Genomic DNA, 25,592 nt, shown 5'->3' with positions numbered 1-25,592 from the left:
GGAACTTAGCCCTTGCCGGCCTTCCTGCGCAGCTGCTGGATGGTACGCAGCTGGGCCAAGGCCTCGGAGAGTTCCGCCGCGGCGCGGGTGTAATCCAGCTCCGCCGACTTGTCCTCCATGGCCTTGATGGCCTGCTTGCGGGCCTCTTCGGCGGCCGCTTCATCCAGATCGGATGCGCGAACCGCCGTGTCGGCCAGCACGATCACCTTCTCGGGCTGCACTTCGATAAAGCCGCCGGAGACGTAGAAGTGCTCCTCGCTGCCTTCGTTGAGCACCCGCACAGGGCCCGGAGCCAGCTCGGTCAGCAGCGGCGTGTGGCCGGCCAGGATGCCAAGATCCCCCAGGATGCCAGCCGCCACCACCTGCTCGGCACTACCGGAGTAGACCGAGGCTTCGGCACTGACGATCTCGCATTGGATGGTTTTCGTCATGATGACGTCTCCCGGTTAGAGGGATTACTTCATCTGGTTGGCTTTCTCGACGGCCTCGTCGATGGTGCCGACCATGTAGAAGGCCTGCTCGGGCAGCTCGTCGTACTCGCCGTCCAGGATGCCCTGGAAACCACGGATGGTCTCCTTCAGCGACACGTACTTGCCGGGAGAGCCGGTGAACACCTCGGCAACGAAGAACGGCTGTGACAGGAAGCGCTGGATCTTACGCGCACGTGCCACGATCTGCTTGTCTTCGTCGGACAGCTCGTCCATACCCAGGATGGCGATGATGTCCTTGAGCTCCTTGTAGCGCTGGAGCACGCCCTGAACACCGCGCGCGACGTTGTAGTGCTCGTCGCCCACCACCAGCGGATCAAGCTGGCGAGAGGTGGAGTCCAGCGGGTCGATGGCCGGATAGATACCCAGCTCGGCGATGGAACGCGCCAGTACCACGGTGGCGTCCAGGTGCGAGAAGGTGGTCGCCGGAGACGGGTCGGTCAAGTCATCCGCGGGCACGTAGACGGCCTGCACGGAGGTGATCGAGCCGGTCTTGGTGGAGGTGATACGCTCCTGCAGAACGCCCATCTCCTCGGCCAGGGTCGGCTGGTAACCCACCGCGGACGGCATACGGCCCAGCAGTGCGGACACCTCGGTACCGGCCAGGGTGTAACGGTAGATGTTGTCGACGAACAACAGTACGTCACGACCTTCGTCACGGAACTTCTCGGCGATGGTCAGACCGGTCAGGGCCACACGCAGGCGGTTCCCGGGCGGCTCGTTCATCTGGCCGTAGACCAGTGCCACCTTGTCGAGAACGTTGGACTCCTGCATCTCGTGGTAGAAGTCGTTACCTTCACGAGTACGCTCACCGACACCGGCGAACACGGAGTAACCGCTGTGCTCGGTGGCGATGTTACGGATCAGCTCCATCATGTTGACGGTCTTGCCGACACCGGCACCGCCGAACAGACCGACCTTGCCGCCCTTGGCGAACGGGCACACCAGGTCGATGACCTTGATGCCGGTCTCGAGCAGCTCGTTGGTGGCCGCCTGGTCGGCGTAGCCCGGAGCCTCGCGGTGGATCGGCATGCGCTCCTGCTCGCCGATCTCACCGGCCTCATCGATCGGCTCGCCGAGCACGTTCATGATGCGGCCCAGGGTTTCCTGGCCGACCGGGACGGAGATGGCCGCGCCGGTGTTATCGGTGTTCATGCCGCGCTTGAGCCCTTCGGTCGAGCCCATGGCGATGCAGCGCACCACGCCGTCGCCCAGCTGCTGCTGGACTTCGAGGATGGTCTCCTTTTCGGTGACCTTCAGCGCGTCGTAGACCTTGGGAACATCGTCCCGCGGAAACTCTACGTCAATCACCGCGCCGATGATTTGTACGATACGTCCGCTCATCTTGGTTCCTCTCTAATACCTGCAAATGAAACCTGCATGCCTTAAACAGCGGCGGCACCGCCAACGATCTCGGAGATTTCCTGGGTAATGGCCGCCTGACGGGCCTTGTTGTACACCAGCTCCAGATCGTCGATCAGATTGCCCGCGTTGTCGGTCGCGCTCTTCATGGCAACCATGCGTGCCGCCTGCTCGCACGCTGTGTTCTCGACCACCGCCTGATACACCTGCGCTTCAACGTAGCGCACGAGCAGGCTGTCGAGCAGCGCCTTGGCATCCGGCTCATACAGGTAGTCCCAGCTGCTGGGACGCTTGTTCTCGTCGTCTTCCTCGACCTTTGCGGTGTCCTCGGTCAGCGGTAGCAGCTGACGGACGACCGGCTTCTGGGTCATGGTATTGACGAATTCGTTGTGCACCACGTAAAGACGATCCAGCTTGCCTTCATCGTAGGCATCCAGCATCACCTTCACGCTGCCGATCAGATCATCAAGACTCGGCGTTTCCCCCAGGCCACTCTTGGCGGCGACCAGGCTTCCCCCATACTTGCGGAAGAAGCTGCTGGCCTTGCTGCCGAGGGCACAGAAGTCGAGCTCGGCGCCCTTCTCGTGCCACGCCTGAGCGTCCTTGACCGTCGCCTTGAACAGGTTGACGTTCAAGCCGCCACAGAGACCACGATCGCTGGAGACGACGATGTAACCGACGCGCTTGGCCTCACGCTCTTCCATCCACGGATGCTTGTATTCCGGGTTGGCCTGGGCGAGATGACCCACCACGTGACGGATCTGTTCGGCGTAAGGCTTGCTCGCCGACATCCGTTCCTGGGTCTTGCGCATCTTCGACGCCGCCACCATCTGCATCGCATTGGTGATCTTCTGCGTGTTCTTGATGCTCGCAATCTGCGTGCGAATCTCTTTTCCGACTGCCATGGCGATCTACCCTTGTTCGGTGACCCTCAGAATCCTGTTCGACCATCTGGCCCGCCTTGCGGCGGGCCAGTGGACGCTTACCAGCTCTGAGAGGACTTGAACTTCTCGAGACCCTGCTTCAGGCCGTCCTTGATCTCGTCGTTGTAGTCGCCAGACTCGTTGATCTTGTCGAGCAACTCGCCGTGCTCGGACTTCATGTACTCGTGGAGTGCATGTTCGAAGTCCAGCACCTTGTTGACGTCGACGTCGTCCAGGAAGCCTTCGTTGGCGGCAAACAGGGAGATCGCCATCTCGGCAACCGACATCGGCGAGTACTGCTTCTGCTTCATCAGCTCGGTGACGCGCTGACCGTGCTCGAGCTGCTTGCGGGTGGCTTCGTCCAGGTCGGAGGCGAACTGGGAGAAGGCCGCGAGCTCGCGGTACTGGGCCAGAGCCAGACGCACGCTGCCGCCGAGCTTCTTGATGATCTTGGTCTGTGCCGAGCCACCCACACGAGACACCGACAGACCGGCGTTGATGGCCGGGCGGATGCCTGAGTTGAACAGGTCGGTCTCGAGGAAGATCTGACCGTCGGTGATCGAGATCACGTTGGTCGGAACGAAGGCAGACACGTCGCCGGCCTGGGTCTCGATGATCGGCAGTGCGGTCAGCGAGCCGGTCTTGCCCTTCACTTCACCGTTGGTGAACTTCTCGACGTAGTCGGCGTTGACACGCGCGGCACGCTCGAGCAGACGGGAGTGGAGGTAGAAGACGTCGCCAGGGAAGGCTTCACGGCCCGGCGGACGACGCAGCAGCAGGGACACCTGGCGGTAGGCCACGGCCTGCTTGGACAGATCGTCATAGACGATCAGCGCGTCTTCACCGCGATCGCGGAAGTACTCGCCCATGGTGCAGCCGGAGTAGGCGGCGAGGAACTGCATCGGGGCCGGATCGGCGGCGCCGGCGGCGACCACGATGGTGTGCTCCATGGCGCCGTGCTCTTCGAGCTTGCGCACCACGTTGGCGATGGTCGACTGCTTCTGACCGATGGCCACGTAGACACAGGTGACGCCGGTGCCCTTCTGGTTGATGATCGCGTCGATGGCGATCGCCGACTTACCGATCTGACGGTCGCCGATGATCAGCTCACGCTGACCGCGGCCGATCGGCACCATGGCATCGATGGACTTGAAACCGGTCTGGATCGGCTCGTCGACGGACTGACGAGTGATGACGCCAGGTGCGACCTTCTCGACCGCGTCGGTTTCCTTGGTGCCCAGGTCGCCCTTGCCGTCGATGGGGTTACCGAGGGCGTCGACCACGCGGCCGCGCAGTTCGGGACCCACCGGCACCTCGAGGATGCGACCGGTACACTGGGCAGTCATGCCCTCTTCCAGCTGCAGGTAATCACCCAGTACCACGGCACCGACGTTGTCGCGCTCGAGGTTCAGGGTCATCCCGAAGATGCCGCCGGGGAATTCGATCATCTCACCGAACATTGCGTCGGCGAGGCCGTGAATCTGCACGATACCGTCAGATACGCTGACGATCGTGCCCTGATTACGGGCTTCGGATGCGACGTCAAGCTTCTCGATACGCTGCTTGATGATGTCGCTGATCTCGGAAGGATTCAGTTGCTGCATGCCATGTCCCTCAGACTCAGGCGGAAAGGGCTTCCTGGAGGCGGTTCAATCGACCACGTACCGAACCGTCGATGACGGTGTCGCCGGCACGCAGGATCACGCCGCCCAGGAGAGTCTTGTCCACCTGAGTGGTAATGGAGATTTCGCGGTTCAGACGCTTGGCCAGTGCACTCGCGAGCGATTGTTCCTGGGCTTCGGCCAGCGGGAAGGCGGAAACGATTTCCACCTCTACCCGCTTTTCCTGCTGGGCCTTGAGCACCTCGAACTGCTCGGCGATGGCGCCGAGCGCCGCCAGGCGACCCTTCTGGCCGACCAGGCGAACGAAGTTCTTGAGGTCGTCATTGACGGCGTCACCACAGACGTCGACGACAACATCAGCCTTCTGTGCGCTGGACAGCTTGGGATTGCCGAGCACCCGGGCGCGCATGTCGTCGTCGCCGACGACCTGCGCGACCCTGGCCAGCATGCCGGACCATTCGTCGAGCGCGTCCTTGGCCACGGCGTGCTCAAAGGCAGCCTTGGCGTACGGGCGAGCGATAGTTGACGTTTCCGCCATGGGGCACCTCCTCAGAGCTCTTTGGCGAGTTTGTCGACGATGGCAGCGTGCTGCTTCTCGTCGATGGAGGACTCCAGGATTCGCTCAGCGCCCAGGACCGCCAGACGGGACACCTGTGCGCGCAGGTCTTCCTTCGCGCGTGCCACTTCCTGCTCGATCTCGGACTTGGCCTTGGCAATCATGCGCTCGCCTTCAAGGCGGGCGTCTTCGCGTGCCTGCTCGAGCTTCTGGTTGGCCTGTTTCTGGGCCTGTTCCAGGATCTCGGCCGCCTCTTGCTTGCTCTTGCGCAGGGTCTCGTCGGCCTCTTTCTCGGCCACCTCGAGATCACGCGCCGCACGGCTGGCAGCATCCAGACCATCGGCGATCTTCTTCTGGCGTTCCTGCAGAGCTTGCATGACCGGCGGCCATATAAACTTCATGCAGAACCAGACGAAGAACGCAAAGGCGATAGCCTGGCCGACTAGGGTAAGGTTCAGGTTCACGCCAGCACCTCTCGCGTTACGGGTTTGGGGTTAACGGATCGACGGCTCGGGACGAGCGGTCGGACATTAACCGACAAACGGGTTAGCGAAGGTGAAGAACAGCGCGATACCAACACCGATCATGGTCACGGCGTCCAGCAGGCCGGCGACGATGAACATCTTGACCTGCAGCATCGGAACCATTTCCGGCTGACGTGCAGCGCCTTCCAGGAACTTGCCGCCGAGGATACCGAAGCCGATGGCGGTGCCGAGTGCACCCAGGCCGATCAGCAGGGACACGGCGATGGCGGTCATACCCAGAACTTGTGCTTCCATGGTGGTCTCTCCAGTTTTTAGTTGAAACTAAGGTTTATCAGTGGGTTAGGGTTAAGGGTTTAGGGTTGAAGCGAAACCGTCAGTGCTTCTCCACCGCCATGCTCATGTAGACGATGGTCAGCATCATGAAGATGAAGGCCTGCAGGGTGATGACCAGGATATGGAACACCGCCCAGGTGAAGTGCAGCGGCAGCTGCCACAGGCCGATCATCGCGATCAGGATGAAGATCAGCTCACCGGCGTAGAGGTTGCCGAACAGTCGCAGGGCCAGGGAGATCGGCTTGGCGATCAGGGTCACGGTCTCGAGCAGGAAGTTGACCGGGATGAACAGCGCCTGGACCAGCTTGTTGGGTGAGTTGAACGGGTGCAGGGTCAGCTCACCGATGAAGCCGGAGAAGCCCTTGGCACGAATGGTGTAGAAGATGATCAGGCCGAACACGGACAGCGCCATGCCGAGGGTGGCATTGACGTCGGTGGTCGGTACCACCTTGAAGTAGACGTGGGCCGGGTCCGCGCCGAACAGGGCGCCGATCTTGGCCGCCAGCAGCGGCAGGAAGTCCACCGGCACCAGGTCCATCAGGTTCATCAGGAAGACCCAGCAGAAGATGGTCAGCGCCAGCGGCGCGATCAGCTTGCTCTTGCCGTGGAAGGTGTCCTTGACCGAGTTGTCGACGAACTCGACCATCAGCTCGACAAAGTTCTGCAGCGCACCAGGCACGCCGGTGGTAGCGGTGTTGGCCGCCTTCTTGAACAGCCACAGGAAGATCAGACCGAGACCGACGGACCAGCCGAGGGTATCGAGGTGAACGGCCCAGAAGCCCATGTCAGAAGCTTCCTGGGCGGAATGGGCGATCGACCAGCCATTGTCCGGGTGCAGCCCGAAGGTCAGGTTCTGCAGGTGGTGCTGGATATATTCCGTCGGAGTCGGATTCGTGCCTGCCATGTCTGCCTCGTTGTCAGGTGTGCGACGGTCGTTTCACCAGCCAGGGCCCCAGCCAATGAACGAACAGCGTCACCACATAAGCGCCAAAGAAAAAAGTCGGGTTTGAGGGAGGCACTGCGATGAACACCAGGGTGAACAGCGCCGCCGTCAAACCGAACTTGCCGGCTTCCGCACGATAGAAATTGTTGACGATGGCCTTGGAGTAGCGTGCGCCCTGCGCCCGGAACACACACCAGGCAAAGAACACATTGGGCAAAAAGGCCACCAGCCCGCCCAGGGCCGCCGAGGAAGCGCCGGAGATACCGTCGATGCCAGCCGCCGCAACGCTGGTCAGCGCCAGCACAGCGAGCTGTGCCATCAGCAGGCGCTGCACCTGGGGTCGTTGGATCCTGGCCGCCAAGTGTCTCTCCCGACGCGCCTCTTGGCGCGAACTCGTCATCCATCGTGATCGCCGGCGACAGACCACCGGCAGACTCCGGCGCGATTATAGGGAAGCCCCCTAACGGCTTCAACCAAAGACGTGACGATTTGTCGTCACTTCGCGCTGGCTTACGACCAAATGCGGAGAAAAGGCCGCTAAAGTGATTAGCGACCTAAGTGGTTTACTACGCTGATACGCGCAACCCGGTCGCTGTCTCTGGTCGTCGCCACTCAGCGGATGTGGCCCAGGATGCCGTCGAGCTCGTCGAGGCTCGAGTACTGGATGGTGACCTTGCCCTTGCCGGCCTTGCCGTGGCTGATCTTGACCGGGGCGCCGAGCAGATCTGCCAGACGGGTCTCCAGCCGGGCCACGTCCTGATTCGGCGCAGTCTTGGCGGCCTTTGGCTTGCCATTGGCCAGTTGCTTGACCAGCGCCTCGGTAGCGCGCACGGTCAGGTCCTTGTTGACCACCTCATGGGCCGCCTTGCGCTGCTTGGCCGCCGGCAGGGTCAACAGGGCGCGGGCATGGCCCATGTCCAGGTCACCGCGTTCGAGCAGCGTCTGCACCTCGGGGTCCAGCGCCAGCAGGCGCAGCAGGTTGGTCACCTGGGTACGCGAACGGCCCACGGCGTCAGCGACCTGCTGCTGGGTCAGTTCGAATTCGTCGAGCAGACGCTTGAGCGCCAGCGCCTCCTCCACCGGGTTGAGGTTCTCACGCTGGATGTTTTCGATCAGTGCCAGCGCCAGGGCCACCTCGTCGGTCACCTCGCGGATCACCGCCGGGATGACGTCCAGCTCGGCCAGCTGGGAGGCCCGCCAGCGGCGTTCACCGGCGATGATCTCATAGCGGTCGGGACCGATCGGACGCACCACGATGGGCTGCATCACGCCCTGGGCGCGGATCGAGTCGGCCAGCTCCTCCAGCGCTTCGGGCTGGATATCGCGCCTTGGCTGGTAGCGTCCACGGCTGAGCTGGCCCAGCGGCAGGCGCTCCAGACGTTCCTCCGGCGCGGGAGGCGGCACCACCGTGGCGTCTTCGTCGCCGTCGGTCGTCAGCTCGGCATCCACCTCGGGCAGATCGAGGCTCTCGCGGCGGCGGGCACCGGCCCCGATCAGCGCATCCAGTCCTCGTCCCAGGGCGCGTTTGCGCGTCATCGATTCATCCTCATCACAGCACGCTCAAAAATTCGACACTGCTGGCCCTTGCCACCCTGGCCGGGGCTACAGCGACAGCCGACGAATCAGTTCCTTGGCCAGCACCCGGTGGGCCTGGCTGCCCCGCGAGAAGCGTGCGTACTTGGTCACCGGCAGGCCGTGACTCGGCGCCTCGGCAACCCGCACGTTGCGTGGAATGGTGGTCTTGAGCAGGGCATCGCCGAAGTAGTCCCGCAGCTGCTTGCTGACGTCCCGGGTCAGGCTGTTGCGGGCGTCGAACATGGTGCGCAGGATCCCGAAGATCTCGAGGCCCGGATTCACGCTGTCCTTGATCTGCTCGACGGTGTCGAGCAGCGCCGACAGGCCTTCCAGGGCATAGAACTCGCACTGCAGCGGTATCAGTACCCCATCGGCGGCGGTCAGCGCATTGACGGTGAGCATGTTCAGCGACGGTGGGCAGTCGATCATCACCACGTCGTACTCGCCGGCGACTTCGTCCAGCGCCTTGGCCAGCGCCCGCTCGCGGCCTTCACCACGATCGAGCAGCTCGACCTCGGCGGCGGTCAGGTCGCCATTGCCGGGCAGCAGGGCGTAGCCCGCCTCGGGGCAGTCGAGGATGACCTCCACCGGGCGCTTGTCGCCCAGGATGACGTCGAGCACGCTGCCCTCGAGGCTGTGCTTGTCGACACCACTGCCCATGGTGGCGTGGCCCTGGGGATCGAGATCGACCAGCAGTACGCGGCGATCCAGCGACGCCAGACTGGCGGCCAGGTTGACGGCAGAGGTGGTCTTGCCGACCCCACCCTTCTGGTTGGTCAAGGCGATGATTTTGGTCACGACGTCATCCTTGCGTGGAAATTCTCGGGTGGCTGGTGGCGGCAAAATCGTGAAACCGAACCCCAAGCCCGAGCCTAGCGGCCCCCGGCCTCGGGTTCCAGCATAACCAGTTCTCGACCCGCTGACTCGTACGGCACCCTCAACGCATGGCGCGAGACACAGCGCACGTCGTCCTCCAGGCGTTCAAGCTCGCCGTCCACCGCCGGCCCTTTCATCGCCAGCCACTGGCCGTGGGGCGCCAGCAGCGGCCGGGTCAGCTCGACGAAGTCCTCGAGGCTGGCAAAGGCCCGCGAGATCAGTTGATCGAACCCGCCTTCGGCCGGGGTATAGGCTTCCACTCGCGCCTGGATCGGGGTCACCCGGGCAAGCCCAAGTTCCATCACCGCCTGACGCTGAAAGCGCACCTTCTTGCCGTTGCTGTCGAGCAGGCTGACGTCGAGCTCGGGGTTGAGGATCGCCAGCACCAGGCCGGGCAGGCCAGGCCCCGCGCCCACGTCGAGCACCCGTGGGCCCTTGACCCAGGGCAGCACCGCGGCGCTGTCGAGCACGTGGCGAGAGACCATGTCCAGCGGATCGCGTACCGCCGTGAGGTTATAGGCCCGGTTCCACTTGTGCAACAGACCCACCAGGGCCAGAAGCTGGTCAAGCTGGGCGGCGGTGGCCTTGATCTCGAGGGCGGCAAGGCCCTCGCTCAAGCGCTCGTGCAGTCGCTGCTGCAGGGCCGGGGACATCGCCTGACTCATCCGCTGGCCACCTCGCGATCATCGAGCAACCGGCGTTTCTTGAGGTGAATCAGCAGGATCGATACTGCCGCCGGGGTCACCCCGCTGATCCGCCCGGCCTGGGCCAGGGTCTCGGGGCGCGCCTCGGCGAGCTTCTGGCGAATCTCGTGGGACAGCCCCTCGACTCGGCTGTAGTCGAGATCGGCGGGCAGGGCCATGGACTCGTGTCGCTTGAGCTTGTCGATCTCGTCCTGCTGACGATCGATGTAGCCCTGGTACTTGGCCTGGATCTGGACCTGTTCGGCGACCGTCTCGTCACTCACCGGCTCACCCTTGGCCGCAGCCACGTCGGCATAGCCGAGTTCCGGGCGCTTGAGCAGGTCCATCAGGCAGTATTCGCGGGCCAGCGGCTTGCCGGTGATTCGCTCGATGGTGGCGGCGGCATCGGTCCCGGGCTGCACCCAGGTCGCCTTGAGCCGGGCGCTCTCGCGCTCCACCGCTTCACGCTTGTCGCTGAACCGTGCCCAGCGCTCATCGTCCACCAGCCCCAGTGCGCGACCGTGTTCGGTCAGGCGCATGTCGGCGTTGTCCTCACGCAGCAACAGCCGGTATTCGGCGCGGGAGGTGAACATGCGGTAGGGCTCCTTGGTGCCCAGGGTGATCAGGTCATCCACCAGCACCCCGAGGTAGGCCTCGTCGCGGCGCGGACACCAGGCGTCGAGCGCCTTGGCGCGACGCGCGGCGTTGAGCCCGGCGAGCAGGCCCTGGGCCCCCGCTTCCTCGTAGCCGGTGGTGCCGTTGATCTGGCCGGCGAAAAACAGGTTGTGGATAAATTTGGTTTCCAGCGAGTGCTTCAGGTCCCGCGGATCGAAGAAGTCGTACTCGATGGCGTAGCCCGGACGGGTGATATGGGCCCGCTCGAGACCTTCGATGGAGCGCACCACCTTGAGCTGCACGTCGAAGGGCAAGGAGGTCGAAATACCATTTGGGTATAGCTCATGGGTATCCAGACCCTCCGGCTCGACGAACACCTGGTGGCTGGTCTTGTCGGCGAAGCGGTGGACCTTGTCCTCGATGGACGGGCAGTAGCGCGGCCCGACCCCTTCGATCACCCCGGAGAACATCGGCGAGCGATCGAGATTGTCGAAGATGATCTCGTGGGTGCGCTCGTTGGTATGGGCGATATGGCAGCTGACCTGACGCGGATGCATGTCCCGCGATCCCAGGTAGGACATCACCGGAGTCGGACTGTCGCCCGGCTGCTCCTCGAGGCGCGAGAAATCGACGCTCTTGGCATCGATGCGCGGCGGGGTGCCGGTCTTCAGGCGATCGACCCGAAACGGCAAGGCGCGCAGACGCTCGGCCAGGGCGTTGGAGGGCGGATCCCCGGCACGACCACCACGGCTGTTGTCCAGCCCGATGTGGATCACCCCGCCGAGGAAGGTGCCGGTGCACAGCACCACGGTTTCGGCCAGGAATCGCAGTCCGGTCTCGGTGACCACGCCGCGCACGGTGTCCTGGTCGACGATCAGGTCGCCGGCGGCCTGCTGGAACAGCGTCAGGTTCGGCTGGTTTTCCAGCATGCCACGAATCGCGGCCTTGTAGCGCACACGATCGGCCTGGGCACGGGTCGCCCGTACCGCGGGGCCCTTGCGGGCGTTGAGCACGCGAAACTGGATCCCGCCCAGGTCCGTCGCCAATCCCATGGCGCCGCCGAGGGCGTCGATTTCCTTGACCAAATGACTCTTGCCGATCCCGCCGATGGCGGGATTGCAGGACATCTGGCCCAGGGTCTCGATGTTGTGGGTCAACAGCAGGGTCTGGCAACCCATGCGGGCAGAGGCCAGGGCAGCTTCCGTTCCAGCATGGCCACCGCCGATGACGATGACGTCAAAGCGGTCGGGATACTCCAAGGTTCACCTCGTTCGGCGCAGCGCGCCAGCGGTCTGGATATTGGGTTCGTACGAAAAATAGCCGGCCAGTATAAACCCTCCTGTGGGTAAACGTCAGGGTTTTCCACACCCCGTCTGTCAGGCAGGAGCTTCACTTACCTACCTATAAAAAAATAAAAGAATAAGAAAGGAAGTTCTGTAGTGGTTGTAACTATTGGTGTGGACACTTTCTGTGGAAAAACCATTTAAACCTACAAAAAACACCTAGATACAATGTTGATCCTTTGTTGGACAAGGGGCGTACCAGCGTTTGATGGCGTGTTATCTGCCTGTGGACACAATCATGACTTGCCCACAGGGCTCGGCTTCCACCAGTTATCCACCGAGCTCGGGGGCGGTTGTCACCGCGACGGTGAACAACTCGCTGACTTGCCCACAGCCCCCGTGGCAGTGGGCTTCGCAGCTAAATGTGAAAAATCTTGTCCACAGCCCCAAAAAGCCAAAAAAACGCCCTGTCGATCACTCGACAGGGCGTTTCAGAGGCTCGAACGGGCGGTTTTTTCAGTGCTTGAGCACCCGCGCCAGGAAGCTCTGGGTACGTTCATTCTGCGGATTGTCGAAGACTTCTTCGGGCTTGCCCTGCTCGACGATCTCCCCCTTGTGGATGTAGATCACGCGGTCGGCGACCTCCCGGGCGAAGCCCATCTCGTGGGTCACGATCATCATCGTCATGCCTTCTCTGGCGAGCTCACGCATGGCGTCGAGCACCTCACCGATCATCTCCGGGTCCAGCGCCGAGGTGGGCTCGTCGAACAGCATCAGACGGGGCTCCATGGCCAGTGCGCGGGCCAGCGCCACGCGTTGCTGCTGACCGCCGGAGAGCTGGGTCGGGTACTTGTCGGCCTGGTCCTTGATGCCGACCCGATCGAGCAGCCGTTCCGCGGTGGCCTCGGCCTTGTCACGGCTTTCGCCGCGCACCTTCATCGGGGCCAGGGTGACGTTGTCACGCACGCTGAGGTGAGGGAACAGGTTGAACTGCTGGAATACCATGCCGACCTCGGTGCGGATGGTCTGCAGTGCCTGGCTGGCCTTGCCGTCGGGCTTGAGGTCGTTGCCGTCGACCCTGAGGGCGCCCTGCTGGAATTCTTCCAGGCCATTGACGCAGCGGATCAGGGTCGACTTGCCGGAGCCACTGGCGCCGATGACGACCACCACTTCGCCCTGGGCCACCTCAAGGTCGATGTTCTTGAGCACGTGGAGCGAGCCGAAGTGCTTGTTGAGTTTGTCGATACGGACGATGGGCTCGCCCTGGGCGTGAGAGGCTGGGTTCATGTCGGAATTTTCCATGGGATGTTGCACCTCACTGGCCCACCAGGCCCTTGCGCTCGAGCATGCGCAGGGCGAAGGACAAGGAAAGGGTGATGGCAAGATAGAGCAGCGCCACCATCAGATAGACCTCCAGGGCGGTGAAGGTGGTGGCGATGTAGATCTGGCCCTGGCGCACCAGCTCGCCCACGCCGATGACGGCGAACAGCGAGGTGTCCTTGATGCTGATGATGGCCTGGTTGCCCAGCGCCGGGATCATGCGGCGGAAGGACTGGGGCCAGATGATGTAGCGGAAGGTCTGGCGGCGGGACAGGCCCAGCGACAGGCCGGCCTCGCGCTGGCCGCGCTCGATGGACTGCACACCACCGCGAACGATCTCCGAGATGTAGGCGCCGGAGTTGACGGCGATGGCAGCGATACCTGCGGTGACCGCGTCGATGGGGCCACCAAGGATGCTCGGCAGGCCATAGAAGATGAACAGCACCTGTACCAGTACCGGGGTGCCGCGGAAGATTTCGATGTAGGCCACGGCGGGAACACGCAGCCAGGCGCTCGGGGAAATGCGCAACAGGCCGAAGATGATGCCGATGACAAAGCCGATGGCCAGACCGCCGAAGGAAATCAGCAGGGTATAGGGGATGCCGGTCAGCAGCTGGGGGATGGAGGACAGCGCCGCCGACCAGTCGAATTGGAAGTTGACGTCCACGAGTGGGTCTCCGTCATGCACGTGAAATCAGGACAAGGCGAGAGGCCTTGATGCCGGGGTCGAGACAGTGCCTCGGGGTGACGTCCGGGTAACACCAAGGGGGCCGGTCGTGTACCGGCCCCCATGAATCCCAGGTCGGTTGCCCAGGTCGCTATGGACTGCGATCACTCGCTGGTGGAACCAAACCACTTGGCGTGGATCTCGTCGTAGGTGCCGTCTTCCTTCATCGCCGCCAGGGCCTCGTTGACCGGCTCTACCCACTCGCTGCCCTTGACGAAGACGATGCCGTACTGCTGGCCTTCGTACAGCGGACCAACGACCTTGACCTTGCCTTCGCCACGGGTCTGGGAGAAGTAGCCGACGTTGGGGGCGTCGTAGAAGGCGGCATCGACGCTGCCACCGAGCAGGGCCATGTACATGTCGCTGGTGCCCGGATAGGGGGTGATCTCGGCGTCCTCGCCCAGGTTTTCCTGGAGGAAGTCATAGCTGGTGGAGCCGATCTTGGTGCCGATACGCATACCGGACAGGTCATCGATCTCGCTGACGTCTTCTTCGTCGGCGTTGACCAGGATCTTCAGACCGCTGTCGTAGTAGGGGTCGGAGAAGTCGACGATCTCGGCACGTTCGTCGGTGATGGTGATACCGGCGATGGCGATGTCGACGTTACCGGTCTGGACGGCGGGAATGATGCCGTTGAAGTCCATGGTGCGCAGTTCGTATTCGAAACCGGCACGCTCGGCCAGCTCGGCAATGATGTCCATGTCGAAGCCGACCATTTCGCCGGATTCCTGGTCCATCATCTCGAACGGCACGAAGCTCGGGTCGGTGGCCACGTTCAGGGTCTCGGCCTGGGCGCTGCCGATGACACCGAAGGTGAGCAGGGCGGAGGTAAGAGCGGCAGAAGTAAGGGCGGTTTTCATGTTTTTCCCCAGTTGACGTTATTGTGAAATCCTCAACTACCATGGCGAGTTGCGGGGAAGGGGTCAAGTTGGGGGAGAATCCGCTGGGCCAACGCTGGCGGCGCCACGACACAACGCAAGACGCAGCCGGGAGGCTGCGTCGAGGGTGACATCAAGGGCTGCATCAAGCGCTGTCTGGAGAGGCGTGTTGCTGTCGCGTCGGCTGACGCGCAGCAAGGTCGCTACACCATAAAGGAGGCGCCGCAACCACAGGTGGTGGTGGCGTTGGGGTTCTGCACCAGAAAGCGCGCGCCGGCCAGGCCTTCTTCATAGTCGATGGTGGAGCCGACCAGGTACTGGTAGGACAGCGGGTCGACCACCAGCGAGACATCGCCGAAGGGAATCTCGGTGTCGTCGTCGTTGACGCCGTCGGCCACGTCGAAGCCGTACTGAAATCCCGAGCAGCCGCCTCCCGTGACATAGACGCGCAGGGCGATGTTGCTGGCGCCGTCTTCGGCCATCAGTGCCTTGAGTCGGCGCTGGGCGTTGTCGGACAGCAGTAGCGGGGTGGGGACAAAGGATTCGGCACCGCTCATGAGAGCTCCCGGGGTCGAGAAACAGGGTCAAAGCGGTCGATGTCGCCGATCAGCCGACGTCGACCGCATCGGTCATTATCCCCAAGCCAGAGTAAAAGGGTCAACTTTTCCTCGGAGGTAAGGTGCCTGTTTACGTCGACATCCCCCCGCAGCAAGCGGGGGGATGGGCCTCAGGGCATCATCGCCGGGGCGTCGAGACCGGCCGTCTCGTCGAAGCCGAACATCAGATTGAGGGCGTGGATGGCCTGGCCGGAGGCGCCCTTGACCAGGTTGTCGATGACGGCCAGCACCACCACGGTGTCGCTGTTGCCGGGGCGATGTACGGCGATGCGGCAAAGGTTGGCGCCCTTGACGCTACGGGTCTCGGGGTGGCTGCCGGCGGGCATCACGTCGACGAAGGGCTCGTTGGCGAAGCGGTCTTCGAACAGGCGCTGGAGATCACCGGGCTCGCCGGTCAGGCGCCCGTACAGGGTGGCATGGATGCCGCGGATCATCGGCGTCAGGTGGGGCACGAAGGTCAGCCCGACCTCACCCCCGGCGGCGTCGCCGAGCCCCTGGCGAATTTCCGGCAGGTGGCGATGGCCGGAGGCGCCGTAGGCCTTCATCGATTCACTGGCCTCGGCCAGCAGCGAGGGCACCTTGGCGCCACGGCCGGCACCGGTGACGCCGGACTTGCAGTCGGCGATCAGGTGGTCGGCGTCGATCAGCCCGGCTTCCAGCAGCGGCAGAAAGCCAAGCTGCACCGCGGTGGGATAGCAGCCGGGGACGGCGATCAGGCGGGCCTGGCGAATCTGATCGCGGCTGACCTCGGGCAGGCCGTAGACGGCTTCCTCGAGCAGACCCGGGGCGCCGTGAGGCTGGCCGTACCAGTCGGCCCAGACGCCGGCGTCGCGCAGCCGGAAGTCGGCTGACAGATCGATCACCCGGGTGCCTCGCTCCAGCAGGTCGCCGGCCAGCGCGTGGGCGACGCCGTGGGGGGTGGCGAAGAACACCGCATCGCAGCGCGCCAGGCGCTCCGGGTCAGGCTCGGAAAAGCGCAGCTCGTCGTAGTGACCTCGCAGGTTGGGATAGAGTTCGGCCACGCCGAGGCCGGCTTCGCTTCGTGAGGTGATCGCGTCCACCTCCACCTCGGGGTGGCGCGCCAGCAGCCTGAGCAGTTCGACGCCGGTGTAACCGGTGCCGCCGACGATTCCAACCTTGATCACGTAACGCTCCTTTGCACTTTGCTGTTTCAGCGCATTGCCATGGAAATGTGGCCGCCCGCAAGGCGAGCCGAATGGCCTGGCCACAGGCCTGCCTGGAGATTCTCGGGCCAGGCGATGGGGGTTCCGAGAGACGACGATGACGGCGGCCTGGGTGCCAAGTCACGTTCTATGATACACAAGAGATAGTCACCTAAGGTAAGCCTGCCTTTCATCTTGCGTCAGGGACTCGACCCTTCGCTCTCAAGGAAGCGACCCACACCTCCATGCGCCTGCCCGATCTCAGTCTTGATGCCTTCCGTCGCCAGCTGGCGAGCGTCGACGCCCTGCCGCAACTGTGCGTGCTGGGGGTGGTGACGGGGCTGATCACCGGCAGTCTGATGGTGGTCTTCCGGCTGGCGTTGATGGTCGGCGCCATGCTGGTGATGCCCTACGACGATCCCGAAGCCTTCGAGCAGTTGTCTACCGGCCTGCGCATGGTGCTGCCGATCATCGCGGTGACGGTGATTGGTGTGCTGCTGTGGCGTCAGCCACTGGCTGCCCGCAAGATCGGCGTCAGCCATGTGATCGAACGCCTGACCTATCACCAGGGCCGCTTTCCGCTGCGCAACTGGTTGAACCAGTGGTGGGTGGGGGTGGTGTCGGTGGTCGGGGGGCTGTCCGCCGGGCGCGAGGGTCCGGCGATCCACCTGGGCGCCGCCGCCTCCAGTGGCCTGGGTCAATTGCTGCGCCTGCCCCACAATAGCCTGCGGGTGCTGGTGGCCTGCGGCACCGCGGCAGGCATCGCCGCCTCCTTCAATACGCCCATCGCCGGGGTGATCTTCGCCATGGAGGTGGTGATGATGGAATACACCATCGTTGGCTTCATGCCGGTCATCCTGGCGGCCTGCATGGGAGCCCTGGTCTCCCAGTTGGTCTATGGCGCCGACCCTGCCTTCGCGGTTCCCGATCTGTCCATGGGCTCGCTGTTCAATATCTACTGGATCGCCGCCATGGCCTTCGGTATCGGTCTGCTGGCGGGTCTGTTCATCCATGTCTCGCGCTCGGAGCGCATCGCCAGTCTGCCGCTGTGGTGGCGCCTGGCACTGGTCGGTGCCCTGGCGGCGCTACTGGCCTGGTGCTACCCCCAGGTCCAGGGCATCGGCTACGACAGCCTGTCCGATGCGCTGTTCAATCGCCTGACGCTGGATATTCTGATGGCGCTGGTGCTGGGCAAGCTGCTGCTGACTGCCTTCGCGGTAGGCTGCGGGGTGCCGGTGAGCATCATCGGCCCGGTGCTGGTGGTGGGCGCGGCTGCCGGGGCGCTGTTCGGCATTGCCGGGGGCTGGATGTGGCCGGACAAGGCCGCAGACCCTGGGCTATTCGCGATGATCGGCATGGCGGCGATGATGGGGGCGGTATTGCAGGCGCCGCTGGCGGCGCTGATGGCGCTGCTCGAACTGACCCATATGCCGCATATTCTGTTGCCGGGCATGCTGGCGGTGGTGGTGTCCTGCCTGACCGCGCGCCAGCTGTGTCGCTGTGACGGCTTCTTTATCAGCGTCAAGCGCCATGGTCTGCACCCCCTTCAGCAACCGTTGATGCAGGCGTTGTCGCGGGTGTCGGTGCCGGCGGTGATGGAGCGCAGCCTGGTGCGCACCAGGCGACGGATCTCGGAGACCCAGGCTCGGGCATTGCTCGAGGCCAAACCGGTGTGGATCATCATCGAACGTTCCACCGACGACAAGCCGACCCTGGCGCTGAAGGCGGCCGACCTGGCGCGTTATCTGCTCGAGCAGCAGGAGCAGCAGCAGGGACAGCGGGAGAAACAGGAACACAAGTCGGCGCCGGAAGATCAACGCGAAGCCAGCGACGACAATGCCGCCATGGACGTGTTGATGGACAAGGGGGGCGCCCCCGGTGGCCAGGCGGATGTCATCGCGGGCAAGAACGTCGATCGCTCGCCACCGCCGGTGTCACCAGCGGCGGCCAGCCCCGATGAAGACAAGGAGGAGTTGCTGGACCTGCTGGAAATCCCCGGCCAGCGACTGGACCTGGTGGCCATCCACCTGCAGGCGACCCTGACCGAGGCGCTGAACGTGCTGAACGAAAGCAAGGTGGATGGACTCTACGTGGAACACGGCTATCGACCGAAGCAGAAGCGAATTTCCGGTATCATCACCCGGGATGCCATCGAGCGGTACTACCGCCTGTCTGATCCATCCACAGCCTGAGGAGTCGCCATGTATCTGTGGATAAAAGCCTTTCACCTGATGTCGATCGTGACCTGGTTCGCCGCCATGTTCTATCTGCCACGGCTCTACGTGTACCACGCCATGGCCCGGGACAAGGGCGAGTACGCCAGCATGGATACCTTCATGGTGATGGAACGCAAGCTCTATCGCGGCATCATGACACCTTCGATGGTGGCGGTATTGCTGCTGGGGGCCCTGCTGGTGTGGTTGAACCCGGCCCTGATGAGCCAGGGCTGGCTGCACGCCAAGCTGGCGCTGGTGGTGGCGCTGGTGGCCTATCACCATGTCTGCCTGATCTACCTGAAGCAGCTGGCCGAGGATCGTTGCCGTCGCAGTGCCACCTTCTTTCGTGTGTTCAATGAACTGCCGGTGCTGGCACTGGTGGCTATCGTGATCCTGGCCGTGGTGAAACCCTTTTGAATAGCCTGAGTCCTTCGACTTCGCCCCACCTGCCGATGGTGCTGGTGCTGGCCGGGCATGACCCGACCGGCGGTGCCGGCCTGGTGGCCGATGCCGAGAGCGTGGCCGCCTGCGGAGGCTGGGCGCTGACCGTGCCTACCGCACTGACGGTACAGGACCTCGTCGACGTCCAGGCGGTTCACCCGGTGCCGGCCTCGACCATTCGCCAGGCGGCCGCAGCGCTGGAGAGCCTGCCGATCGCGGCGATCAAGATCGGTTTGATCGCCGACCTCGAGGCGCTGGACGCGGTGGTCGATGTGGTGCGGCGCCGGCCCGGTGTGCCGGTGGTTGCTGATCCGGTGCTCAAGGCGGGGGGCGGATCACCGCTTGCTACCCAGGAGCTGATCGACGCCTACTTCGAGCGTCTGCTGCCGAGGGTCGATATCCTGACCCCCAATCGCGGCGAACTGGCACGCCTGGCCGGGCTCGACTACCAGGATGATACCGAGCGCTGTGTCAGTCTGATGCACCAGGGCTGCCAGGCGGTGCTGGTGACCGGCACCGATGATCCCGAGGGCCAGACGGCCAAGGGGCGCGTCGCCCATACCCTGCATACTCCGGACAGCGATCGTCAGTGGACCTGGCCCCGCTTGCCGGCGACCTTTCATGGTTCCGGTTGTACCCTGGCCGCTGCCGTGGCTACGCGACTGGCGGCGGGAGAAAGTCTGGTGCAGGCTTGTGAGCAGGCTCAGGTGTTTGCCTGGCAGGCGCTGGCCCATGGCTGGACGCCCGGCCAGGGGCAGTCGTTGCCTCGCCGGCTGTGGAAAATGCCGACGCCGCGCTTTTCGCCGGACGAGGTCAAGGTATGATGGCGACACGGCAGTCGGCATGAGAGACCCCGATCAGCCCCTGTTGGAAGGTATTGGCGCCCAATTCACCGGGTTATCCCATGCCCTCCACAGGGTTATCCACAGGCGGTGTCGCGCTGAATCGATGTCTGTGGCATCGATGATTGAATTTCACTTTTGGGCAAAGAGGTTGCCATGACCACATCCGCTGAGCTCTTCGAACAGGCCTGTCGGCACATTCCCGGTGGCGTCAACTCACCGGTGCGCGCGTTCAAGGGGCTGCATCGTCCGCCGGTGTTCATGGAGAGCGCAAAGGGCGCCTACCTTTTCGATGTCGAAGGAAAGCGCTACGTCGACTACGTGGGCTCCTGGGGACCGATGATCACCGGCCATGCCGATCCCGACGTGCTGGGCGCGGTGCGCGAGCGCCTCGACAAGGGCCTGTCCTTCGGCACCCCGACCGCGGTCGAGACCACCATGGCGGAGCTGATCTGCGAGATCATCCCGAGCATCGAGATGGTGCGCATGACCAACTCGGGCACCGAGGCGACCATGTCGGCGATTCGCCTGGCCCGTGGTTTTACCGGGCGGGACAAGATCGTCAAGTTCGAGGGCAACTACCATGGCCACAGCGATTCGCTGCTGGTCAAGGCGGGGTCCGGCGCGCTGACTCACGGTGAGCCCAGTTCTCCCGGGGTGCCTGCCGCTCTGGCCGAACATACCATCACGCTGTCCTACAATGACATCGACGAGGTGGAGCGCTGTTTCGAGGAGATCGGCAGTCAGATCGCCTGCATCATCGTCGAGCCGGTGGCCGGCAACATGAACTGCATCCCGCCGAGTGCCGACTTCCTCAAGACCCTGCGCCAGGTCTGTGACCGCCACCAGAGTGTGCTGATCTTCGACGAGGTGATGACCGGTTTCCGTGTCGCCCTGGGCGGCGCCCAGGCACACTTTGGCGTGACCCCGGATCTGACCTGTCTCGGCAAGATCGTCGGTGGCGGCATGCCGGTGGGTGCCTTCGGTGGCAGCCGCGAGATCATGAGCGAACTATCGCCGCTGGGACCGGTGTACCAGGCCGGCACCCTGGCCGGTAATCCGCTGGCCATGGCAGCGGGGGTGGCACTGCTGACCAAGCTGAAAGAGCCGGGCTTTCACAAGGCCCTGGCGCAGCGTGTCGAGACCCTGTGCAACGGGCTTGAAAGCCGGGCACGCGAGGCTGGTATCGACATGATCACCCAGCGCGTGGGAGGGATGTTCGGGGTATTCTTCACCGCCCAGAGCAGCGTCGAGAACTTTGCCCAGGCCACCGCCTGTGACGCCGATGCCTTCCGCCGTTTCTTCACCGCCATGCTCGAGCAGGGAGTCTACCTGGCGCCGTCGGCCTACGAGGCTGGCTTCATGTCCAGTGCACACACGCCGGAGGATATCCAGGTGACCCTGGACGCTGCCGAGAAAGCCTTCGCCCAGATGACGACCCAGGCCTGACAGGAGCCGACCATGACTGGCAATGACGCCGCTTCGCCGGACACCGCGCTGGAGCCATTTACCCTGGAAGAACTGCTGGACGCGCTGGCCGAGTTTCACGCCGAGCCGTTGCCGCCGGAGAGCGATTTGCCGGAACCGCTGACGGTGCTCAAGCACCGCAGCGAGGCCGAGTTCTCGGCCTGTCGATCCCTGCTGACCGGGGACGAGGACGTCGAGCGCCTGGACGCCCTCAAGGTGTGGCTGGATCAGGAATTCGATCGTCTCGCTCCGATCATCGAGGTGCGCAAGGATCGCCTGCGTCCCAGCCGTTGGTACATGGAGTACTCCGATGTACGTCTGTGTGACAACGGGCGTCTGGTAGTCGCCCAGAGTGCCGCCCAAGATCCCAAGCCCTTCGACTATCCCGAGATGGCAGATCCCGGCCATGACCTGGCGAGTCTCAGGGTGGAACTCGAACTGCGTGGCGAGATGACGCTCTCCCATCAGGCGCTGGATGGCTATCTACGTCGCAGTGGCGACTACGAGCTGGCACGGATCCTGTCACTGTTGCAGGTCATCGAGTCCATGGCGGGCATGCGCCGTGCGCTGCAGCGTCGCCAGGTGAGCGGCCAGGAGCGTCCGTCGCTGATGGCCGAGACCATGAACAGTTTCCGCCGCTACCTGACCCTGGCGGAGCGCCACGCGGAGTTCCGCTTTCCGCCGCTGGTGATCGGCGTCGGGGTGTCGGGCAGCGGCAAGAGCCGCTTCACCCGTACCCTGGTGGGACGCCAGGGGGCGGTGCGACTGAGCTCTGATGTTCAGCGCCTGGTGCTGCATGGATTCAATCCACAACAGGGTAGTGACGATCTGCCTGTGGATATCTATACCCGCGAGGCCACCGACAAGACCTACCAGCGCCTGGCCGCCTGCGCCGGGATTCTGCTGGACGCCGGTTACATGGTCTGTGTCGACGGCACCTTCCTCGAGCGCAAGCAGCGCGAGCTGTTGCGCTGGCAGGCCGAGGCCCGGGGACTGCCGGTGCTGCTGGTAAGCTTCGAGGCCGACGACGAGACGCTAAGACGTCGCATCAGCAAACGCGCGGTGCGCAATGAGCGGGACGAATCGTTGAGCCTGGCGGTGCTGGCGGCACAGCAGGACGCCTTCGAAGACTTCACCGACGAGGAACGCCTGCACCTGGTGCGGCTGGACAGCACGGCCGACAACGCGGCGGAGACCTTGGCCAGCCTGATCGAAGAGCACATACGCGTGCTGTGAGAGACCAGCCAGGTATCTTTCTCCACCAACAAGGACGCCGGCGATGCCGGCGTCCTTGTTGGCTGCACCTGTGTTGTCGATGCAGTCGCTTCATTCCGTTGCTCGATTTCGGCCGAGAGGCATCCGTGCCCCCGTAGGTCCGGGGCTCGGTCGTCGAGCCTTAGCGTGTCGCAGTGGAGCGTCGAGGTGGAGGTGCGCCGAGATTCTGGCGTGCCCAGTTGACCGCCTGCAGGCGATTGCTGACGCGAATCTTCTTGAACACGTTGTACAGGTGAGACTTTACGGTGTGTTCGCTGACGCACAGGCGTTCGGCAATTTCCATGTTGGAGGCGCCGGAGCCCAGCAGTCCGATGATCTCCATCTCGCGCTGGGTCAGGCCACAGGCCGGTCGATAGGCATTGAGCTGCTGGCGGCGGGAAAACTCGATCAGGCGAGTCATCAGCGAGCGCGACATCCACAGATCGTCGGTCTCGAACAGCTTGGCGATGCCCTTGCAGATACTGTCGAGGCTGTCCTGACGATAGAAGACTCCTCGCAGATGCATGAAGGATAGCACCTCCAGCGCATGCTCTTCGTCACGCAGGTTGAAGGCGGTGAGCAACAGGCCGCTGTGGCGTGCACTGACGTCCTGCCAATGCTGCATGGCGGCGTCGTCGACGTGGTCGGCGTCCATCAATACCAGCACCTGCTGACTGTCATCGATCTCGATGGTGTCGGCGGGGGCGGCGATGGAGACAGGGCAGTGGAATTGGTCCTTGATATAGTTGATGAAGAGCAGTGACTGAGGGTTGTGGTCAGTCACCAGCACTATCTGTCCTGTGTTGTTGCTCATCGTCGTGTCTCCGTGCACCCGCAGACGCCTGCTGACAGGGATGGGTATGACTAGTAAGTGGTGACCATTATGGGCCTATTTCATTCATTTTGTAAGGTTCTGTAACTACTGCATAGTAAAGTTAGGCTTGATACACGGTTATACCGAAATATTTCATACCTTGGTCCTAGAAAATAGCGAATTTTCGGACAGTTTCCCGGTATTTTTTGAATCTTTTTTCCAACTTTGTGCTTAAACGGCATTCAAACCGCGCATGATAGAGTATAGGCAAACATGCCGGCATAGTGCCGACGTGTCTTCTATCGAACTACCCATCAAGAGCGACACCATGAGTCAACTTACCGAACTGGTGCTGGCCAGTGGAAACGCCGGCAAGCTCAAGGAACTGGGCGCGCTGCTGGCGCCACTGGGCATCAAGGTTCACGCCCAGTCGGAGTTTGCCGTTCCAGAGGTCGAGGAAACGGGACTGACCTTTGTCGAAAATGCCCTGCTCAAGGCGAGGGAAGCCAGCCGTATCAGCGGCCTGCCGGCGCTGGCCGACGACTCCGGGCTCGCCGTGGATGCACTCGATGGTCGCCCCGGTATCTATTCCGCCCGCTTTGCCGGTGAACCCAAGGACGACGGTCGCAATAACGACAAGTTGCTCGAGGCCATGGCCGAGGTGCCCGAAGGGAGTCGTGGTGCCAGCTACTGGTGCGTGCTGGTGCTGCTCGAGCATCCCGAGGATCCAGTGCCACTGATTGTCCAGGCCGACTGGCGTGGCGAGATCCTGGCCCATCCGCGCGGTGAGGGCGGCTTTGGCTATGACCCACTGTTCTGGCTGCCGGATCAGGGCGCCAGCGCCGCTGAACTCGGCGCGGCGGAGAAGAACCGACTGAGTCATCGCGGTCGCGCCCTCTCGGCGCTGCTGCTCGAACTCGAGCGTCGGTCGAGTTCGTGATGGTGTCTCGTCTTCCGCCGCTGGCGCTGTATGTCCATGTGCCCTGGTGCGTGCGCAAGTGTCCCTACTGTGACTTCAATTCCCACGGTGTCGGGCGCGGCGCCGAACTCCCCGAAGAGGCCTATCTGGCGGCGTTGATCGACGACCTGCGCAGCGATGCCAGGCTTGCCGACGGACGCGAGCTGGTCAGCATCTTCATCGGCGGCGGCACGCCGAGTCTGATGTCTGGAGATTTCTATCGCCGATTGCTGGATACGGCGAGCCAGCTGGTGCCTTTCGCCTCGGATATCGAGATCACCCTCGAAGCCAACCCGGGGACGCTGGAGCGTGGCCGCTTTGCCGACTATCGCCGTGCCGGCATCAACCGGCTGTCGCTTGGCGTTCAGAGTTTTCACGACGCACAGCTCTCGGCGCTGGGTCGTATCCATGGCGGCGAGGACGCCGAGCGCGCCTTCGATGAGGCTCGCCGAGCCGGATTCGACAACCTCAATCTGGACTTGATGCATGGCTTGCCGGGGCAGACCCCGGAGCTCGCGCTTGCCGACCTGGAGCGGGCCATCACGCTGGCGCCGGAACACCTGTCCTGGTATCAGCTGACGCTGGAGCCCAATACCGAGTTTCATGCCAAGCCACCGCGGCTACCGGAAGAAGAGGTGCTGTGGGATATCCAGGACCTGGGCCACGAGCGTCTCGAGGCGGCAGGGTTTCAACGCTATGAGATATCGGCCTACTCGAAGCCCGGGCGTCGGGCGCGTCACAACCTCAACTACTGGCGCTTCGGCGACTATCTGGGGATCGGCGCCGGTGCCCACGGCAAGATCAGCCAGGCGGGCGAGTCGGGCTTCCACATCGAGCGTCGCTGGAAGACTCGCCAGCCCGAGGCTTACCTGCGGCGACATCAGGATCCACGGGGTTTCGTGGCCGGTCATCGACGGGTGAAGCCCGACGAGGTGGCGCTGGAATTCGCGATGAACGCACTGAGACTGGTCGACGGGGTATCGCTGGATACCTGGTGTGCACACACAGGACGCTCTGTGGCAGAGTTGTCGCCAAAGATCGACAAGGCGCGTGAAAAGGGACTTATTGTGCAAGACGCCGCCAGGGTTCAAGCTTCTGCGCAAGGTCTATTATTCTTGAACGACCTTTTGACCCTGTTCAGCGAAGACTGA

The 25,592-nt window shown here is 63.3% G+C and carries 26 protein-coding genes; 7 read left to right on the top strand and 19 right to left on the bottom strand.

Annotated features, from left to right (window positions below):
• Positions 1-5: 5 nt before the first annotated feature.
• From NH448_RS01190 to argC, 18 genes are all read right to left on the bottom strand, one after another.
• Positions 6-431 (bottom strand): F0F1 ATP synthase subunit epsilon, encoded by a 426-nt coding sequence (locus NH448_RS01190; RefSeq protein ID WP_045992706.1) that lies wholly within the window; start codon positions 429-431, stop codon positions 6-8.
• A 24-nt stretch (positions 432-455) separates the two neighbouring features.
• On the bottom strand, positions 456-1,832 hold the full coding sequence (gene atpD, locus NH448_RS01185) for a F0F1 ATP synthase subunit beta (RefSeq protein WP_045992707.1): 1,377 nt from the start codon (positions 1,830-1,832) through the stop codon (positions 456-458).
• Positions 1,833-1,873: 41 nt separating this feature from the next.
• The gene (gene atpG / locus NH448_RS01180) at positions 1,874-2,755 is read right to left on the bottom strand and encodes a F0F1 ATP synthase subunit gamma (protein WP_045992708.1); all 882 of its coding nucleotides are present in this window, start codon (positions 2,753-2,755) and stop codon (positions 1,874-1,876) included.
• Positions 2,756-2,832: 77 nt separating this feature from the next.
• On the bottom strand, positions 2,833-4,377 hold the full coding sequence (gene atpA, locus NH448_RS01175; RefSeq protein ID WP_045992709.1) for a F0F1 ATP synthase subunit alpha: 1,545 nt from the start codon (positions 4,375-4,377) through the stop codon (positions 2,833-2,835).
• A 16-nt stretch (positions 4,378-4,393) separates the two neighbouring features.
• The gene (locus tag NH448_RS01170) at positions 4,394-4,933 is read right to left on the bottom strand and encodes a F0F1 ATP synthase subunit delta (protein WP_045992710.1); all 540 of its coding nucleotides are present in this window, start codon (positions 4,931-4,933) and stop codon (positions 4,394-4,396) included.
• A gap of 11 nt (positions 4,934-4,944) precedes the next feature.
• A complete protein-coding gene (locus NH448_RS01165) occupies positions 4,945-5,415 on the bottom strand; it encodes a F0F1 ATP synthase subunit B (RefSeq protein ID WP_045992711.1) in 471 nt (156 codons plus the stop codon).
• 66 nt (positions 5,416-5,481) lie between these two features.
• The gene (gene atpE, locus NH448_RS01160) at positions 5,482-5,730 is read right to left on the bottom strand and encodes a F0F1 ATP synthase subunit C (protein WP_045992712.1); all 249 of its coding nucleotides are present in this window, start codon (positions 5,728-5,730) and stop codon (positions 5,482-5,484) included.
• Between the two features lie 79 nt (positions 5,731-5,809).
• Positions 5,810-6,673 (bottom strand): F0F1 ATP synthase subunit A, encoded by an 864-nt coding sequence (atpB, locus tag NH448_RS01155; protein ID WP_045992713.1) that lies wholly within the window; start codon positions 6,671-6,673, stop codon positions 5,810-5,812.
• Positions 6,674-6,686: 13 nt separating this feature from the next.
• On the bottom strand, positions 6,687-7,046 hold the full coding sequence (locus NH448_RS01150) for an ATP synthase subunit I (RefSeq protein WP_231498561.1): 360 nt from the start codon (positions 7,044-7,046) through the stop codon (positions 6,687-6,689).
• Positions 7,047-7,324: 278 nt separating this feature from the next.
• Complete coding sequence (locus NH448_RS01145; protein ID WP_045992715.1) at positions 7,325-8,248, bottom strand: ParB/RepB/Spo0J family partition protein; 924 nt, start codon at positions 8,246-8,248, stop codon at positions 7,325-7,327.
• Positions 8,249-8,314: 66 nt separating this feature from the next.
• Positions 8,315-9,085, bottom strand: a complete 771-nt coding sequence (locus NH448_RS01140; protein ID WP_045992716.1) for a ParA family protein — start codon at positions 9,083-9,085, stop codon at positions 8,315-8,317.
• Between the two features lie 74 nt (positions 9,086-9,159).
• The gene (rsmG, locus tag NH448_RS01135; RefSeq protein WP_253028352.1) at positions 9,160-9,828 is read right to left on the bottom strand and encodes a 16S rRNA (guanine(527)-N(7))-methyltransferase RsmG; all 669 of its coding nucleotides are present in this window, start codon (positions 9,826-9,828) and stop codon (positions 9,160-9,162) included.
• Entirely contained in the window at positions 9,825-11,720 is a 1,896-nt protein-coding gene (gene mnmG / locus NH448_RS01130; protein WP_253028351.1) for a tRNA uridine-5-carboxymethylaminomethyl(34) synthesis enzyme MnmG, read from the bottom strand. Before mnmG ends, rsmG begins: the two co-directional genes overlap by 4 nt.
• 540 nt (positions 11,721-12,260) lie before the next feature.
• The gene (locus tag NH448_RS01125; protein WP_045992719.1) at positions 12,261-13,031 is read right to left on the bottom strand and encodes an amino acid ABC transporter ATP-binding protein; all 771 of its coding nucleotides are present in this window, start codon (positions 13,029-13,031) and stop codon (positions 12,261-12,263) included.
• 28 nt (positions 13,032-13,059) lie between these two features.
• On the bottom strand, positions 13,060-13,731 hold the full coding sequence (locus NH448_RS01120) for an amino acid ABC transporter permease (RefSeq protein WP_045992720.1): 672 nt from the start codon (positions 13,729-13,731) through the stop codon (positions 13,060-13,062).
• Between the two features lie 164 nt (positions 13,732-13,895).
• Entirely contained in the window at positions 13,896-14,651 is a 756-nt protein-coding gene (locus NH448_RS01115; protein WP_253028350.1) for a transporter substrate-binding domain-containing protein, read from the bottom strand.
• A 221-nt stretch (positions 14,652-14,872) separates the two neighbouring features.
• A complete protein-coding gene (gene erpA / locus NH448_RS01110; protein ID WP_222516265.1) occupies positions 14,873-15,226 on the bottom strand; it encodes an iron-sulfur cluster insertion protein ErpA in 354 nt (117 codons plus the stop codon).
• Between the two features lie 170 nt (positions 15,227-15,396).
• Positions 15,397-16,431, bottom strand: a complete 1,035-nt coding sequence (gene argC, locus NH448_RS01105) for an N-acetyl-gamma-glutamyl-phosphate reductase (protein WP_108131955.1) — start codon at positions 16,429-16,431, stop codon at positions 15,397-15,399.
• A gap of 263 nt (positions 16,432-16,694) precedes the next feature.
• Between argC and NH448_RS01100 the strand changes: the two genes are divergently transcribed.
• From NH448_RS01100 to NH448_RS01080, 5 genes are all read left to right on the top strand, one after another.
• Entirely contained in the window at positions 16,695-18,641 is a 1,947-nt protein-coding gene (locus tag NH448_RS01100; RefSeq protein ID WP_253028349.1) for a chloride channel protein, read from the top strand.
• Between the two features lie 9 nt (positions 18,642-18,650).
• Entirely contained in the window at positions 18,651-19,082 is a 432-nt protein-coding gene (hemJ, locus tag NH448_RS01095; RefSeq protein ID WP_045992725.1) for a protoporphyrinogen oxidase HemJ, read from the top strand.
• Positions 19,083-19,117: 35 nt separating this feature from the next.
• Positions 19,118-19,930 (top strand): hydroxymethylpyrimidine/phosphomethylpyrimidine kinase, encoded by an 813-nt coding sequence (locus NH448_RS01090; protein ID WP_108131954.1) that lies wholly within the window; start codon positions 19,118-19,120, stop codon positions 19,928-19,930.
• A 174-nt stretch (positions 19,931-20,104) separates the two neighbouring features.
• Positions 20,105-21,397 carry a glutamate-1-semialdehyde 2,1-aminomutase gene (hemL, locus tag NH448_RS01085; protein WP_045992727.1) on the top strand — a complete coding sequence of 431 codons (1,293 nt, stop codon included), beginning with the start codon at positions 20,105-20,107 and terminating at the stop codon, positions 21,395-21,397.
• Positions 21,398-21,409: 12 nt separating this feature from the next.
• A complete protein-coding gene (locus tag NH448_RS01080; protein WP_045992728.1) occupies positions 21,410-22,651 on the top strand; it encodes a bifunctional aminoglycoside phosphotransferase/ATP-binding protein in 1,242 nt (413 codons plus the stop codon).
• Positions 22,652-22,811: 160 nt separating this feature from the next.
• On the opposite strand, the gene NH448_RS01075 is transcribed toward NH448_RS01080, so the two are convergent.
• Positions 22,812-23,483: a LuxR C-terminal-related transcriptional regulator gene (locus NH448_RS01075; protein ID WP_045992729.1), complete on the bottom strand. Its 672-nt coding sequence runs from the start codon at positions 23,481-23,483 to the stop codon at positions 22,812-22,814.
• A gap of 328 nt (positions 23,484-23,811) precedes the next feature.
• On the opposite strand from NH448_RS01075, the gene rdgB reads away from it, so the two are divergent.
• Entirely contained in the window at positions 23,812-24,423 is a 612-nt protein-coding gene (gene rdgB, locus NH448_RS01070) for an RdgB/HAM1 family non-canonical purine NTP pyrophosphatase (protein WP_045992730.1), read from the top strand.
• Positions 24,423-25,592, top strand: a complete 1,170-nt coding sequence (gene hemW, locus NH448_RS01065) for a radical SAM family heme chaperone HemW (RefSeq protein WP_253028348.1) — start codon at positions 24,423-24,425, stop codon at positions 25,590-25,592. The genes rdgB and hemW overlap by 1 nt, the downstream gene beginning before the upstream one ends.

Origin of the sequence: Halomonas sp. OfavH-34-E (assembly GCF_024124525.1) — a bacterium.
GTDB lineage: Bacteria > Pseudomonadota > Gammaproteobacteria > Pseudomonadales > Halomonadaceae > Halomonas > Halomonas litopenaei.
Note: the sequence above shows the minus strand (reverse complement) of the source record. Positions and strands in the feature narration are given on the sequence as shown.